At 70.5% G+C, this 13,019-nt stretch carries 12 protein-coding genes; 11 read left to right on the top strand and 1 reads right to left on the bottom strand.

Features of this window, described 5'->3' with window-relative positions; genetic code table 11:
• Positions 1-281 precede the first annotated feature (281 nt).
• The 10 genes from ACE3UN_RS08260 (at position 282) to ACE3UN_RS08215 (ending at position 11,467) form a co-directional block, all read left to right on the top strand.
• The gene (locus ACE3UN_RS08260; RefSeq protein WP_374674450.1) at positions 282-1,187 is read left to right on the top strand and encodes a sulfotransferase; all 906 of its coding nucleotides are present in this window, start codon (positions 282-284) and stop codon (positions 1,185-1,187) included.
• Between the two features lie 81 nt (positions 1,188-1,268).
• On the top strand, positions 1,269-2,021 hold the full coding sequence (locus tag ACE3UN_RS08255) for a DUF6478 family protein (protein WP_374674449.1): 753 nt from the start codon (positions 1,269-1,271) through the stop codon (positions 2,019-2,021).
• A gap of 24 nt (positions 2,022-2,045) precedes the next feature.
• On the top strand, positions 2,046-3,011 hold the full coding sequence (locus tag ACE3UN_RS08250; protein ID WP_374674448.1) for a hypothetical protein: 966 nt from the start codon (positions 2,046-2,048) through the stop codon (positions 3,009-3,011).
• A 24-nt stretch (positions 3,012-3,035) separates the two neighbouring features.
• On the top strand, positions 3,036-4,337 hold the full coding sequence (locus ACE3UN_RS08245) for a hypothetical protein (protein WP_374674447.1): 1,302 nt from the start codon (positions 3,036-3,038) through the stop codon (positions 4,335-4,337).
• Positions 4,334-5,368: a hypothetical protein gene (locus ACE3UN_RS08240; RefSeq protein ID WP_374674446.1), complete on the top strand. Its 1,035-nt coding sequence runs from the start codon at positions 4,334-4,336 to the stop codon at positions 5,366-5,368. Before ACE3UN_RS08245 ends, ACE3UN_RS08240 begins: the two co-directional genes overlap by 4 nt.
• Entirely contained in the window at positions 5,368-6,552 is a 1,185-nt protein-coding gene (locus ACE3UN_RS08235) for a glycosyltransferase (protein ID WP_374674445.1), read from the top strand. Before ACE3UN_RS08240 ends, ACE3UN_RS08235 begins: the two co-directional genes overlap by 1 nt.
• 109 nt (positions 6,553-6,661) lie before the next feature.
• Positions 6,662-7,432: a hypothetical protein gene (locus tag ACE3UN_RS08230; protein ID WP_374674444.1), complete on the top strand. Its 771-nt coding sequence runs from the start codon at positions 6,662-6,664 to the stop codon at positions 7,430-7,432.
• Positions 7,429-9,750 (top strand): glycosyltransferase, encoded by a 2,322-nt coding sequence (locus ACE3UN_RS08225; RefSeq protein WP_374674443.1) that lies wholly within the window; start codon positions 7,429-7,431, stop codon positions 9,748-9,750. Before ACE3UN_RS08230 ends, ACE3UN_RS08225 begins: the two co-directional genes overlap by 4 nt.
• A gap of 75 nt (positions 9,751-9,825) precedes the next feature.
• The gene (locus tag ACE3UN_RS08220) at positions 9,826-10,635 is read left to right on the top strand and encodes a hypothetical protein (protein ID WP_374674442.1); all 810 of its coding nucleotides are present in this window, start codon (positions 9,826-9,828) and stop codon (positions 10,633-10,635) included.
• Between the two features lie 94 nt (positions 10,636-10,729).
• The gene (locus ACE3UN_RS08215; RefSeq protein WP_374674441.1) at positions 10,730-11,467 is read left to right on the top strand and encodes a sulfotransferase domain-containing protein; all 738 of its coding nucleotides are present in this window, start codon (positions 10,730-10,732) and stop codon (positions 11,465-11,467) included.
• Positions 11,468-11,516: 49 nt separating this feature from the next.
• Here the strand turns inward: ACE3UN_RS08215 and ACE3UN_RS08210 are convergent, their stop codons facing one another.
• Positions 11,517-12,227 carry a sulfotransferase family 2 domain-containing protein gene (locus ACE3UN_RS08210; protein ID WP_374674440.1) on the bottom strand — a complete coding sequence of 237 codons (711 nt, stop codon included), beginning with the start codon at positions 12,225-12,227 and terminating at the stop codon, positions 11,517-11,519.
• 74 nt (positions 12,228-12,301) lie between these two features.
• Here ACE3UN_RS08210 and ACE3UN_RS08205 point away from each other — a divergent pair, with 74 nt between their 5' ends.
• Entirely contained in the window at positions 12,302-12,994 is a 693-nt protein-coding gene (locus ACE3UN_RS08205; RefSeq protein ID WP_374674439.1) for a sulfotransferase family 2 domain-containing protein, read from the top strand.
• The last annotated feature ends 25 nt before the right edge of the window (positions 12,995-13,019 follow it).

Here is a 13,019-nt window from a genome sequence, read left to right as displayed (position 1 = left end):
CCCCGTCGCCACAGCGCGCGTGCAGCGCTTGCCCACCCCACGAACCGGGGGGGCGCCGGGCGGCGGAGGCGCAAATCGCTGCGGTACATTTGCCGCGCTCCGCCTGGCGCCTGGCGGCGAATCGAGGAATGCAGTCGTGACGATCTCCCACAGGACGCCTCAGCCCACGGGGTTCCCGCCCGGCCCGCACACGCGGCCATCCGCCGCACGGCCCGGCCCGCGCAGCGGCCTGTCCGCTGCCCGGCACGCTTCCTGCGGCGGTGTCCTGACCCCCTGCCACCATGAGTGACCCTGACGTTCCGCCCCTGCCGTTGCCCGAACGGGACGCTGCCGCGTCGCCGGAAGGCGCCGGCCTGCGCCCGGCCCCCTTCTTCGTCGTCGGCTGCGTGCGCTCCGGCGTGGGGGTGCTGCGCTCGACGCTGCAGCACCATCCCGGCCTGGCCAGCCCCGAGCCCACGCACTTCTTCCGCTGGTCCGAGGCGTTCGGCACCGAGCCGCTGTTTCGCCTGCTGCTGTCCAACCCGGTGCTGCAGGCGCACCGCGAACGGGACGGCATCACGGAATCCGAGTTCGCGACCCTGCTGCGGCAGTGCACCTCGCGCGCGGAGCTCTACAACCGCTACATGGCGCTGTTCCAGCAGCGGCGCAAGCCGACGGCGCGCCGCTGGTTCGACGCCACGCCGCAGAACATCTATGGCGCGCTGCTCGCAGCCGCCAGCATGCCGCGCGCCAAGTTCGTGCACGTGGTGCGCGAACCCACCGACGTGGTGGCCAGCCTGCGCGCCGGGCGGGCAGGGCGGGCGGAGCCCCTGACCGCCGCCTGCGCCTGCTGGAACGAAGCCGTGCAGATCGCCAGCGGGCTGAAGCGCGCCTTCCCGGCGCGCGTCTACGAACTGCGCTACGAGGATCTCCTGCGCGACCCGCAGCAGCAGCTGCGGCTGCTGCTGAGCTTTGTCGACGAGCCCTTCGAGGCCCCGTGGTTCGACGGGCTGAAATGGCAGCCCGCGGCGCGCCCTGCCGAAGGCGGGTTGTCGGACGACGAGCAGGTGCTGGTGCGCACGCTGTGCGGCACCGGCCGCCGGCGCTACGGCTACGAGGAGCCCGCGGCCGAGCAGACGGCCGGGCCCATTTCAAACAAAGTTCCAGGCGCACGGCAGGCCGCCAAGGCGTCACAGTCAGCCAGCTAACATCGTCCGGCGCCGTGTGCGCCGCTCCCCGGACGGCGCGGGCATGCCCCGCCGGGCCCCACTCTTGCAGCAGTCATCTCCATGGCACATCCCATCGACGCACAGCGGCACGAACAGGTGCACCGCCTCACCCTGCAGCTGCAGGCCCTGCGTGGCCAGCTCAACGACACCATCGACCAGCTCTGCCAGCTGGTCGCCGGCCACGATGTCTCCGGCGCGCCGGTGGGCCTGTCGCCCCTGGCCGGGCAGGAGGAGGGCACCGCCGAGCGCAGCCTGACGCCGGCATGGCTGCGCCTGCCCAGTTCCACGGCCGCCGCGAGCAACCCGGCCTCGGGCTTCCGCATCGGCCCGGACACCGCGCTGTACAGCGACTACCGCAACGGCTTCATCCAGCTCATCCAGGTGAGCCAGCCGCGCGGCGCCGACGAGCCCTACGCCCTGGTGGTCAACCATGCCGACTACGACGGCAGCTTCCTGTCGGTCGTGCTCGATGCCCGCAGCCTGCTGGCCGACATGCCGGCCGGCCCGGCCCGCCTGTCCCTGGCCGTCGAGGTCCGTGGCACGCCGGCACCGGGCCTGCACGCCAAGTGCGCGTGGAAGGTGGGTGAGCACTGGAGCGAACGCGTGCTGCAGCTGCAGCCGGGCCAGCTGGCCGCCGACAGCTTCGCCATCGACATGCTCGACCCGTCGCAGACCACGGCGCTCGACTTCCACCTGTTCTTCAACCCGGTGGGCCGTGGCAGTTTCGAGGTCCGGCGCCTGACGGCCAGTGTCGTGGTCACGCCGCCCAGCGAGGCGCCAGTGATCTCCAGCGTCTTCGAAACCGCTCCCTAAAGCCCGCGCCGAGAGGTCCTTCCCATGCTTCCCTCCGACGTGAACGATCCGTCCGCCATCGGTGGCGTGCCGCTGGCCCAGGCCCGCATCGACTGGGGCCACGGCCGCATCATCGGCTTCTCGGTGCCGGCCGACGACGCCCTGGCCTTCGACGTGGTGCAGCTGTGGCTCGACGGCCGCTGCGTGGCGTCCGCCGTGGCCAACCTCTCCGTCTTCGACTTCGCGCGCGACCTGTCGGGCCTGAACCTGCCGTCTCGCGAGCACTCGGCGTTCGAGCTGCGCATTCCGCAGGCCGGCCTGCTGCCCGCCCATGTCGGCGAGGCGGCGGTGTCGCTCGAGGTGCGCACCTCGCGCGGCGGCCAGGTGCTGTCCACCACCATCCAGGGCCTGCACGAGCTGCTGCGGCTGACCGACGGCGCGCCTGTCGATCTGCTGTACCAGGTGCGTTTCCACGGCCTCAGCGGCGGCGCGCTGCAGGGCGCCGTGATCAACCTGCATGGCGTGGCGCAGCGCCCGGCGCTGCTGGCGCGCCTGAACGACCAGGCGCCCGAGCCGCTGGCGTTCTACGAATCCGCCGCCGATGGCCGCGTGCACCACTTCTCCATCCCGGTGCGCATCGACCGCCTGGTCGACGGCGCGAATCAGGTGAGCGTGTGCGGGCCGGATGGCCAGCCCCTGGGCAGCTACCCGATCCAGATCGGTGCGTCCACGCTGGGTGAGGCCGACCGCAAGCTGGCCGCCCTGGAAGCGGAGGTGGCTTTCCTCAAGCGGCTGGTGCTCACCCAGAACCCCGAGGCGCTGCCTGCCCGCCTGGCGCTGCTGAAGAGCGAGATCGTCAACATCTGCTCCGAGATGATGACGATGCAGCGCACCAACTTCGAGCGCGAATGGCTCGCCCGGCCGGCGGCGCCCGGCGGCACCCAGGCCGCCGCGGGCAGCCGTGCGGCGGCCCGGCCGGCGACCCTGCCGGCGTCGGCCGGCCAGGCCTGACGGCGTTCCAGCGAAGGACTGCCCGTGCTCAACTTCGACGAACCGGTCGTGCGGCCGGCGACGGCGCTGCGCACCGCCCCGCGCCGCCGGCTCTACGTGTTCTCTCCCCTGCCGCCGCAGCGCAACGGGCTGGCGGACTACATCGTCGAGTACCTGCCCATGCTCGGGGCGGATTTCGACCTGTGCCTCGTGGCCGAGGCCGGCCGCGCCAAGGACAGTGCCGAGGCGCTGGCTGGCGTGCCCTGCACCGTCATCGACGAGGCGGCCTTCCTGGCCCGCCAGCCCGAGGCGGGCGCACAGGTGCTCTACAACGTCGGCAACAACGGCGACTGCGCCTACATGCTGGACCACCTGCACCGGTTCCCCGGCGTGGTGGTGGTGCACGACGTGTCGCTGTTCTACCTGCACCAGGTGACGCTGCAGGCGGAGCGGGCCAACGGCATGTTCCATCAGTGGGTGCGCGACACCGGCTATGACGTGCCGGCCGACTTCGTGGCGCGCGACGGCTCGCTGGGCCGCACCCCCGGCCTGCTCTACCAGGAGTGCCTGATGGTGCGCCGCATTGCCGCGTCCGCCCGCGGCCTCATGCTGCACAGCCGCTATGCCGAGGCCCGCTTCCGCGGCGGCGCCTTCGACGTGCCGCTCGGGGCCGAGCATGGCCGGCCGCTCGCGCGCATTCCGCACTTCGTGCTGCCGCCCGCGCCGCAGGCGCCGGACACCGCCGAGGTGCTGCAGCGTTTCGGCGTGGAGCCGAACGACATCGTCCTGCTGGTGCCGGGCTTCCTCACGGGCAACAAGATGCTCTACGAGGTGCTGGTGGCCTATGCCCGCGTCAAGCCCGGCCTGCCGCGGCTGAAGCTGCTGTTCGCGGGCGAGGAGCGCCCCAGCGAGTACGCGGTGTCCGACCGCATCCGCCAGCTCTGGCCGGACGGCGACGGCCCGCGCGTCACGGGCTACCTCGACGCCCGCGAGCTCGACATCCTGCTCGGCCGGGCTGACCTGTCCTTCGTGCTGCGCTACCCGACGTACGGCGAGACCTCCGGCATCCTGCCGCGCGCCGTGATGGGCGGTGGCCGGGTGGTCACGGTCGACATCGGCTCCTACCCCGAGTTCGACAGCCCGCTCATCGCCCAGGCGCCCGTGGGGCCGCACCTGGTCGACGAGCTGGCGCGGCAGATCGTGGCGCTGTGCGCCGGCCTGCCCACGCCCGTGGAGCGCGCGGCCCGCCGCGCCGTGGAGGCGCAGCGCGCGCAGACGCTCAGCCCGGCGGCGCTGTACCCGCAGGTGCGGCAGCTGCTCGACGAGGCCTGGGAGGTGGTGCGATGAGCTGGCTCGATCTGCCCGGCGCGCCTGCGCCCGTGGCCGCGCCCGTGCAGGCCAGCGCGGTGGAGGCCTGGGCCGACATCTTCGCCACCCACGCCGTGCGCAGCGGCCAGGGCGGCCCGGGCGCACCCGTGGTGCTCACCGACAGCATGCGGGTGCTGCCCCTGTTGGAATCACAAGGGCCGCTCGGCTGGATCCACGCCGGCCCCCTGCGTTACGTGGACCATGTCCAGGTGGCCCATGGCCAGCCGGCATGGCGGCCCCGCATCGCCGCGGACCAGCAGCCCGCCGAGGCGGTGCGCCTGCTGCGCCGCGCGGGCCTGTGCCTGGTGGGGGTGCCGGCATCACGCACCACCGCCCAGGTGCTGGCCGGCCTGGCCGCGCACGCCGTGGCTGCCAAGGTGCCGATGCTCGTGTACGGCGCCGCCGGCCTGGCCGGCTGGGCGGCCTTCGATGGCCTGGTGCGCCAGGCCGCCCTGCAGCCGGTCGAGGCCGGTGCGGGCCGCGCCATGGCCAGTGCCGGGCTGGCCGGCCTGGTGGGCCCGGCGGGCCTGTGCGACACCGAACGTGCCGTGGCGCTGGCCCACCAGCTCAGCCGCTCACGCCAAGCGGATCTGCACGTGGAAGCGCTCGGTCCGGGTCGGGTCCAGCTGCGCCTGCGCATCGATCCCGTGCTGCTCGTCGCGGCGAGTGCGCCCACGCTCGCGCACCACGTGGCCAACGAGGGTCGCGCCCTGTTCAACAGCCGCGGGCTGGCGTCCCTGCTGCTGCCCTGGGCCGCGCCGTCCCGCGTGCGGCTGCTGCTGCGCAACGTGCGCGCCCGCATCGAGGGCGGCGAGATCGCGGTGGGCGACCGGCGGCTGGAGCCCGACGCGGTGGACTACACCGAGCACGGTGCCTTCCTGCGCATGTCGCTGCCCGGCGTGCCCCCCGGGCGCGACGCCCTGCTGCACCTGTCCCTGCCCCGCGACGCCGTGCCGGGCGACGGTTTCTGCGACGTGGGCGCGGCAGAGTTCACCGTGGAGGCCTCTTGATGGACCTGTCCACCCCCACCGCACCGGGCGAGTTCCTGCCCAGCGGCGCCGCGGCGCCGCGCGTGCTGGTCGTCACCTTCAACCGGCTGGTGCCGGCCGACCAGGGCAACGCCCGCCGGATCATGCAGCTGGTGCGGCTGTACAAGAGCCGTGGCTTCGAGGTCGACCTGCTGTACCACAACGAGGAAGGCTTCGACCCCGCGCTTTCGCATGCGCTGGCGGCGGAGTTCGGGCGCGTCAACGTGGTGCGTTCGCGGGCCCCCAAGCACATCCTGCCCGGCCACGTGTGCCGCATCGTCGACTGGTACGACCGCGGGCTGGAGGCGGCCGCGCGCGACATGCACCGCCTGCGCGGCTACAGCGTGGTGCATGTGAACTACGTCTGGTACTCGCCCCTGCTGGAGCAGTTCGGCAGCGACGTGGTCAAGGTGCTCGACACGCACGACATCTTCGGCGAGCGCCGCGAGAAGTACACGGCCGCCGGCATGAAGCCGCAGTGGTTCAGCACCACCTACGCGGACGAGGACGTGGCCATCCGCCGTGCCGACGCCGCGCTGGCCATTCAGAAGGAAGAGGCCGCCGAGCTGGCCGGCCGCGGCCACCGCAACATCCTGTACCTGCCGTATGTCGAGCCGGCGCTGCGGCCGTTCACGCCGCCCGAAGGCCAGCGGCCGCTGACCTTCGGCTACCTGGGCAGCGGCAACGACTGGAACATCCTCAGCATGGCGGAGTTCCTCTCGCGCCTGCAGGCCCGGGGGGTGCCGTTCCCGCACCCCATCGTGGTGGCGGGCGGCGTGTGCCGCCACGTGCGCGAGGGCGCCGGCGTCATCAAGCTCGGCTTCGTGCAGGAGCTGCACACCTTCTACGACGCCATCGACATCGCCATCAACCCCATGGTGGGCGGCACGGGGCTGAAGATCAAGACGGTGGAGCCCCTGTGCTACGGCAAGCCGGTGCTGACCACGCTGCCCGGCGCGCAGGGCCTGACGCACCTGTGGCAGCTGCCCATGTTCGACAGCGTCGAGGCGATGACCGAGTACATGTTCGACGGCTTCCCTGCCCGGGGCGCCGACGAGCTGATCGCCCGCCTCAGCGCCCAGGCGGCCGACACCCGTCGGGCGCTGGACGCCGAGTACGACGGTCAGGTCGACCGACTCTTCCGTTGGCTGTCCGCCCGCGTCTGATGCGCGCGAGGGCGTTCGCCCCCGCGTCATCCAACCTAGGGACGCACGGGCGCGCGGCTGAACACTTGCGTGCGAAGATGCACAGGCCCTCCAATCAGGCCAGGCAGACATGACCGACGATGACAAGGCGTCCCAGCTGAAGGCACTCGCACGCGAGATCCGGGAGGAGCTGGGAGAGCAAAACGTACTGGACGCGCTCGCGCGTGAACTGGCCGCGCAGCGCGTGGCCGTGGCGCAGCTGCAGGAACAGCTGGCGGCACTGCAGACGCAATTGCAGACCGTCGTGCTGGTGCAGAAGAGCCGCGACATCCTCCTGCCGCAGGCGCGCATGGACTACGCCGGGCGCCGCCAGCTCACCGTCGAGGCCGGCATGCCCATGGCGCCCGACCACGGCTTCCACGGCCTCGAGCGCGACGGGGTGGGCAACGCGTTCCGCTGGACCGGGCCGACTCAGGCCTTCCACTTCGACGCCCACCTCGACCGCACGGTGCCGCTGCGCTTCGTCATGCAGCTGCCCCTGTGGGGCGCGGAACACGCGCAGGGACTGCGCGCCAGCAGCGACGAGCAGACGCTGCCCTTGCTGCAGCGTCAGGGCCACCGCGTGCTGGAGTTCGAGGGCATGCTCTTCCCGCGCGAGACGCTGGGGCTCACGCGCCTGAGCTTCATCGCGCCGCGCCTGAGCGCCGCGCCGGTGGACGCCGAGGAAACCGCCACCCGCCAGCTCGGCGTGCCGTTCCTGCGGCTGACGGTCAGCGAGGCCACGGCGGACGAGGTGGACGCCTGGCGGCGCGCCATGGAGCACGGCCGCGATCCGTCCGGCCCTGCGGCGCGTCCGCGCAGCGAGCCGTCGGCAGGCGGCGAGGCGGCCACCGTCTCATGAACCAGCGGGCCGACGTCCTGTCGGAGCGTGCACCGGGGTCCGCCGGCGAGGTGCCGGCCGCGGCGCCCGCGGACGATCCTGCCGAGTGGCTGGACGCGCTCGCCCGCGCGGAGGTGCGCCTGCTCGGCGGCGACATCCTCGTGCTGTCGCCCACGCCCACCGCGCCGGTCGACCAGGGCAACCGCAAGCGCATCTACGCCGTCTGCCGCGAGCTGCAGCGCCGCGGCGCGCGTGTCCACTTCGTGTACTACCCGCAGGAATGGTGGTTCGAGTTCCTGCCCGACGACCTCGTGCGCGAGATGGCCGCGCAGTGGGACAGCTTCCACCTGGTGCCACCCAGTCGCCATACCTACACCCAGCCGGCCGGTGAGGACTACCTCATCGACGAGTGGTGGGACGACGCGATCGGCGAGCACCTGCGCTGGCTGTTCAAGCGCCACCGCTACGACGCCTTCATCGTCAACTACGCCTACATGAGCAAGGCGTTCGAGGTGGCGCCGGCCAACACCCTGAAGATCCTCGACACGCACGACCAGTTCACCGGCCGCCGCCAGCTGCTGGGCCGCCACGGCATCGCGCCCGAGTTCTTCTACACCACGCAGGAGCAGGAGGCCATCGCGCTCGACCGCGCCCAGCTGGTGTGGGCCATCAAGGACGAGGAGCGCGACTTCTACCGCTCCATCAGCCAGACGCCCTGCATCACCGTGCCGCACATCGAGCCCGAGACCCGGGTGCCGCGCGTGCGCCGCCCGGAGGACGAAGGCCGGCTGGTGATCGGCATGCTGGGCTCGGGCAACGCGATCAACGTCAACAATGCGCGCGCCTTCGTGCAGGTGGCGCTGCCCATCATCGCCCGGCGGCAGGCCCCGGTGGTCATCCGCTTTGTCGGCGCCATGTGCACCAAACTGCCCGACCTGCAGGGCCTGCCTGGCGTGGAACTGCTCGGCCCGGTCGACACGACCGACGAGTTCTACCGCGACGTGGACCTGGTCATCGTGCCGCTGGCTTTCTCCACGGGACTGAAGATCAAGGCCGTGGAGGCCTTCGCCACCGGCATGCCGCTGGTGGCCATGGGGCACGCCCTCGAGGGCATTCCCACCCGCCATCCCTGGCACCAGTGCCGCACGATGGAGGAGGTCGCGGAGGTCTGCTGCGACGTGGCCTTCGACACCTCGCGGCTGGACGCGCTGACCGAAAGCACCGAGCACACCTATGCCCGCGTGCGGGCGCAGGCCAAGGCGGCGTTCGACGACACCCTGCGGCGGCTGGTGGACCAGCCCACCGTGGTCGTCACGGTCGACCGCCAGTTCTTCGAGCTCGACTCGCCCTACCGCGAGCACATCTTCCAGACCGTGAACCTCATGCGCCACCTGGCGCAGGTGGTGCTGCACTTCGACCAGCGGCTGCCCACGAACCAGAACGCCCTGTTCGAGGCCTTTCACGGCATGGCCAGCGATTGCAAGCTGGTGGTCTCCCACCCCGCGGAGCGGGCGGGCACCCGGTCGCTGGGCCTGTCGGCGGTGCGCGCGCCGCTCAAGGACGTGCTGGCCGCGTACAGCCGGCTCACCCTGTGGGTGACCCGCCTGGGCCCGGAGATGCTCGAGCTGGGCACGCAGCCCTCGCGCCTGCCCCTGTTCGTGCGCCTGGACACCCTGCGCATGCTGCAGCCGGAGGTGCTGGCGCAGGACGTGGACAGGCTGACGCGGCAGTTCCACGAGGTGACCTTGCTGGACAGCCATCCCCTGGCGCCACCGGTGCCGGCGGTGCCGCAGGCGACGCGCCTGACGGTGCCCTTCTGGCGCTGGCGCCCCTGGCTGCTGCACGCCGAGGCGGGGCCGCGGCGCGTGTGGATCCTGGCGCGCGCCGACCAGCGCGAGCTCGCCGAGCTGATGGCCGAGGCGCTGGACGCGGCCCATCCGGACTGGCCCGCCTGCAAGGTGGTGCTGCCGGACGACGACGGGGAGTGCCCCGCCGGCGCTGCGGGCGCGCTGCCTTCGGACACGCTGCGCGTGCAGGCGGCCGGCACGCTGCTCGGCCGGTTCCGCCTGCTGCGCCCGCTGCCGCTGGCCCTGCTCGACCTGTCGGGTGATGCGCCGGGGCTCGAGATCGTGCGCGAGACCTTCCGGCGTGCCCACGTGCCCGTCGTGGTGCCGCCGGTGCCCGGGCTGTGGGCGGTCACCGAACTCGTCACGACTCTGGGCCAGCAGCTGCCCGCCTGGACCGGCCGTGCCCCCGTGGAAGAAGCGTCACGCTACGGCAGCGACGCGGGATGGAACCACGTCTGGAAGGCCATCTCGATGAACAATGTGCTGCGGTAGCCCCCTTACACTCGCCGCCGGGCTTCGCCCGACGCGCCGCCCGTTCCAACCCGACACGCCCTGGAGCCCTCGCGCATGAAGCAGAACAACCGACCGGCCAACGACCCCATCAGCGAGGACATGCTGGGCCGCATCGTGTTCTTCATGGGCGGCGTGCGCTCGGGCACCACGGTGTTCCGCCGCATGCTGGCCTCGCACCCCCGCGTGCGCGACCGCGGCGAGATCTTCAACTCGAACAACCCCCAGGGCTTCTTCAAGTACTTCCGCGAGCGCATCGCCGCCAACCCCGACCTGGTCTTCCCGGAGCACCACGGCAAGCTGTTCCTGCAGTACGTGGCCAGCCAGGTGCCCAAGGACGCGGACGGCATCGCGCTCCTGGACATCAAGTACGAACACCTGAACCTGATCTCCGACGCCTGGCAGCTGCCCTTCACGAACCCGCCCATGCTGCGGCTGATCAAGCGCAGCCGGCTGAAGGTGATCCACCTGCGCCGCCAGCACTTCTATTCCGTGGTGTCCAACCTCGTGGCCGTGCAGACCGGCCGCTACCACCAGCCCGCCAGCGGCGACGCCAGCCTGCCCGACAAGCGCCCGGTGACGGTGGACCGCAACACCGTGCTGTCGTCCATGAAGAAGCGCAAGCGGGCGGCCGACACGGTGGACCAGGCCTTCGAAGACAGCCAGCGGCTGTCCATCGACTACGAATCGGTCTTCGACGACCAGGGCGACTTCCGCCCCGAGATCTGCACCAGCGTCGCCGCGTTCCTCGCCGTCGAGAACCAGTTCGAGCGCCAGCCGGCGCTGAAGAAGGTGATCGACGAGCCGCTGTCGGCCGTGATCACCAACTACGACGAGATCCGTGACCTCGAGACGACCGTGATCTGACGGACGTCGTGGCCGCGGGCACCGGCCTGGCCGCCCGTCGCCCGCTTCTTGCTTTCCTGCTTGCTGAAGGCGCATCGGCTGCGCCCTGTCCACCATGAAACCACCGCTCATCGTTGTCTGCACGCACCACAAGACCGGCTCGGTCTGGATGGCCAACATCTTTCGCGCCATCAAGCGCCACGAGAAGCTGAACCTGCACACCAAGTCGCAGGCGGAACTGCCCCAGGAGGCGGACATCTTCCTCCAGGACCACAGCAAGGTGGACCTCAAGGCCCTGAAGGCGCGCTTTCCCAAGCGCGGCGTGCGGGCCGTGCACGTCATCCGCGACCCGCGCGACGTGGTCATCTCCGGCGCCTTCTATCACGTGAAGACGGTCGAGAAGTGGGCCAACAACCCCAAGAAGGAGTTCGGCGGCAAGAGCTACCGACAGGCCATCAGCGCACTGCCCACGGACCACGACAAGCTGGTCTTCGAGATGGACCACACCGGCGGCAAGACCATCCGCGAGATGGTGGGCTGGGACTACGGCATGAAGGACCTGTGCTTCGAGGCGAAGTACGAGGACCTCATCGTCGACCGCGACCTCAAGATCTTCACGCCGATGATGCAGTTCCTCGGCTTCGAGGGCCCGCGGCTGGAGATGGCGCTGAAGTTCGTGCGCGAGCTGTCGCTGTTCGGTGGCGCCGCCGGCTCGGACCCGGCCGACCACATCCGCTCCGGTGAAGGCCGCCAGTGGGTGCGTACCTTCACGCCCGAGCTGAAGGCCGCCTTCAAGGAGCGCTTCCCCGACGCACTGCAGAAGCTGGGCTACGAGCCCGGCGCCGAGTGGTGATGCACTGCCTCCCGGCCGCGCCGCGTGGCGCGGCCAGGCGGGCAGGGCGTCACTCGGGCGTGTAGCCGAGCAGCTCGAAGTCGCGCGCGAAGCGCTCGCACACCGTGGAGTGCGCGAGCGGCGACAAGGCCAGGGCCGACTTCTTGTCGTGGCTCGAGTTGCGCACTTCCAGCGGCACGCTGACCTCGAGCTTCTGGCAGATGGTGGCGAAGTCCTGCTCGATGGACTCCACCTTCCCGATGAAGTCCACGATCAGCTGGCCGTTCGCGTCGCACAGGCTCTTCCATTGCGGTTGCGCGCCCGCGTCTGCCCAGGTGAGCGGGTGCAGGGCGAAGTCGCTGAACGAGTTGCACTCGAGCGCAGCGGCCACCGCCTTGTAGCGGAAGGGCGGGCGGTCGGGCCACTGGCCGTGGGCATCGAACGTGCGTTGCTCTTCGTCGGACAGCGGTGCATCGTGCGCGAGCTTGAGCGCGTAGGAGTACAGCGAGTGGAGTCGATCGATGGGATGGCGCACGAAGGCGAACTTGAAGAACTTGTCGTACAGCGCGTCGCCGAGGAACTGGCGCGCCTCCAGCGCGGTGCTGTGCTTGTTCAGGCCGATCGCCCGCTTGAAGAAGTCCTGGTACTTCTCGCCGCTCTTGGTGGACCCCAGAACGATGTCGTTATGCCGCAGCGCCTTCGCAAGCGCCACTTCGACGCTCGTGCCCGCGCACTTGTGGATGTGAACGAAAACGTAGCGTCTGTTCAGTGAAATGATCATCGATGTTTCTTTCGTGCGCCAGCCGTCGCCGAGCTGTCGTTATTATCAGTGACTGCACATTGGAGCCCAGTGTCGTGATCGTCAACCATACCCATAAATTCATCTTCGTTCATGTGCCCAAGTCGGCGGGCACATCGGTCACCGAGCTCTTCAGCCAGTACAGCACCTACCGCGATCTCGAGGTCGGCGGCACCGCGCTGGGCGAGGCGCTGCAGAATGAATTCAAGCGTCGCTTCGGGCTGACCAAGCACGCCACTGCGAGCGAGATCCGGGCCATCGTGGGCGCCGAACTCTGGAGCAGTTATTACTCGTTCGGCGTGGTGCGCAATCCCTATGCCCGCGCCCAGAGCACATTCCATTTCATGAAGCGCTGGCGCGGCAACAAGGAGATGGATCGCCTGAAGTTCATCGAGAAGATGCCCGACTTCAAGACCTTCGCGCTGTCGCCCAAGCTCAAGCGCAAGCAGTACCACCGCCTGCTGTGGTCGCAGACGCAGTGGCTGTGCGACGAGCAAGGCAAGCCGCTGGTCAACCGGGTGGCGCACCTGGAATCGCTGGACGACGACCTGGCCCAGATCCAGGCCGCCATTCCGGGGCTGGTGCAGCGCACCGAGGAGGCGCAGGCCGCACCGAAGCGGAACAAGAGCGCCGCCGATGACGAGGCGCTGCTGCAGCTGCTGCGCGACGAACCCGAGGTCGAGCAGGCGCTGTACGAGGCCTACCAGGACGACTTCGAGGCCTTTGGCTACCCCCGCTTCAAGGCCTGAGCGCCCGACGCCCCCAGTTCGAAGC

Source organism: Ideonella sp. (assembly GCF_041918995.1).
GTDB lineage: Bacteria > Pseudomonadota > Gammaproteobacteria > Burkholderiales > Burkholderiaceae_C > Ideonella.
The sequence above is the reverse complement of the archived record's forward strand: the minus strand, read 5'-3'. Positions and strand labels throughout refer to the sequence as shown.

Coding starts and splice junctions, on each gene's coding strand:
- ACE3UN_RS08260 (WP_374674450.1), top strand. CDS start 282: ATGAGTGACCCTGACGTTCCGCCCCTGCCGTTGCCCGAACGGGACGCT.
- ACE3UN_RS08255 (WP_374674449.1), top strand. CDS start 1,269: ATGGCACATCCCATCGACGCACAGCGGCACGAACAGGTGCACCGCCTC.
- ACE3UN_RS08250 (WP_374674448.1), top strand. CDS start 2,046: ATGCTTCCCTCCGACGTGAACGATCCGTCCGCCATCGGTGGCGTGCCG.
- ACE3UN_RS08240 (WP_374674446.1), top strand. CDS start 4,334: ATGAGCTGGCTCGATCTGCCCGGCGCGCCTGCGCCCGTGGCCGCGCCC.
- ACE3UN_RS08235 (WP_374674445.1), top strand. CDS start 5,368: ATGGACCTGTCCACCCCCACCGCACCGGGCGAGTTCCTGCCCAGCGGC.
- ACE3UN_RS08230 (WP_374674444.1), top strand. CDS start 6,662: ATGACCGACGATGACAAGGCGTCCCAGCTGAAGGCACTCGCACGCGAG.
- ACE3UN_RS08225 (WP_374674443.1), top strand. CDS start 7,429: ATGAACCAGCGGGCCGACGTCCTGTCGGAGCGTGCACCGGGGTCCGCC.
- ACE3UN_RS08220 (WP_374674442.1), top strand. CDS start 9,826: ATGAAGCAGAACAACCGACCGGCCAACGACCCCATCAGCGAGGACATG.
- ACE3UN_RS08215 (WP_374674441.1), top strand. CDS start 10,730: ATGAAACCACCGCTCATCGTTGTCTGCACGCACCACAAGACCGGCTCG.
- ACE3UN_RS08210 (WP_374674440.1), bottom strand. CDS start 12,227: ATGATCATTTCACTGAACAGACGCTACGTTTTCGTTCACATCCACAAG.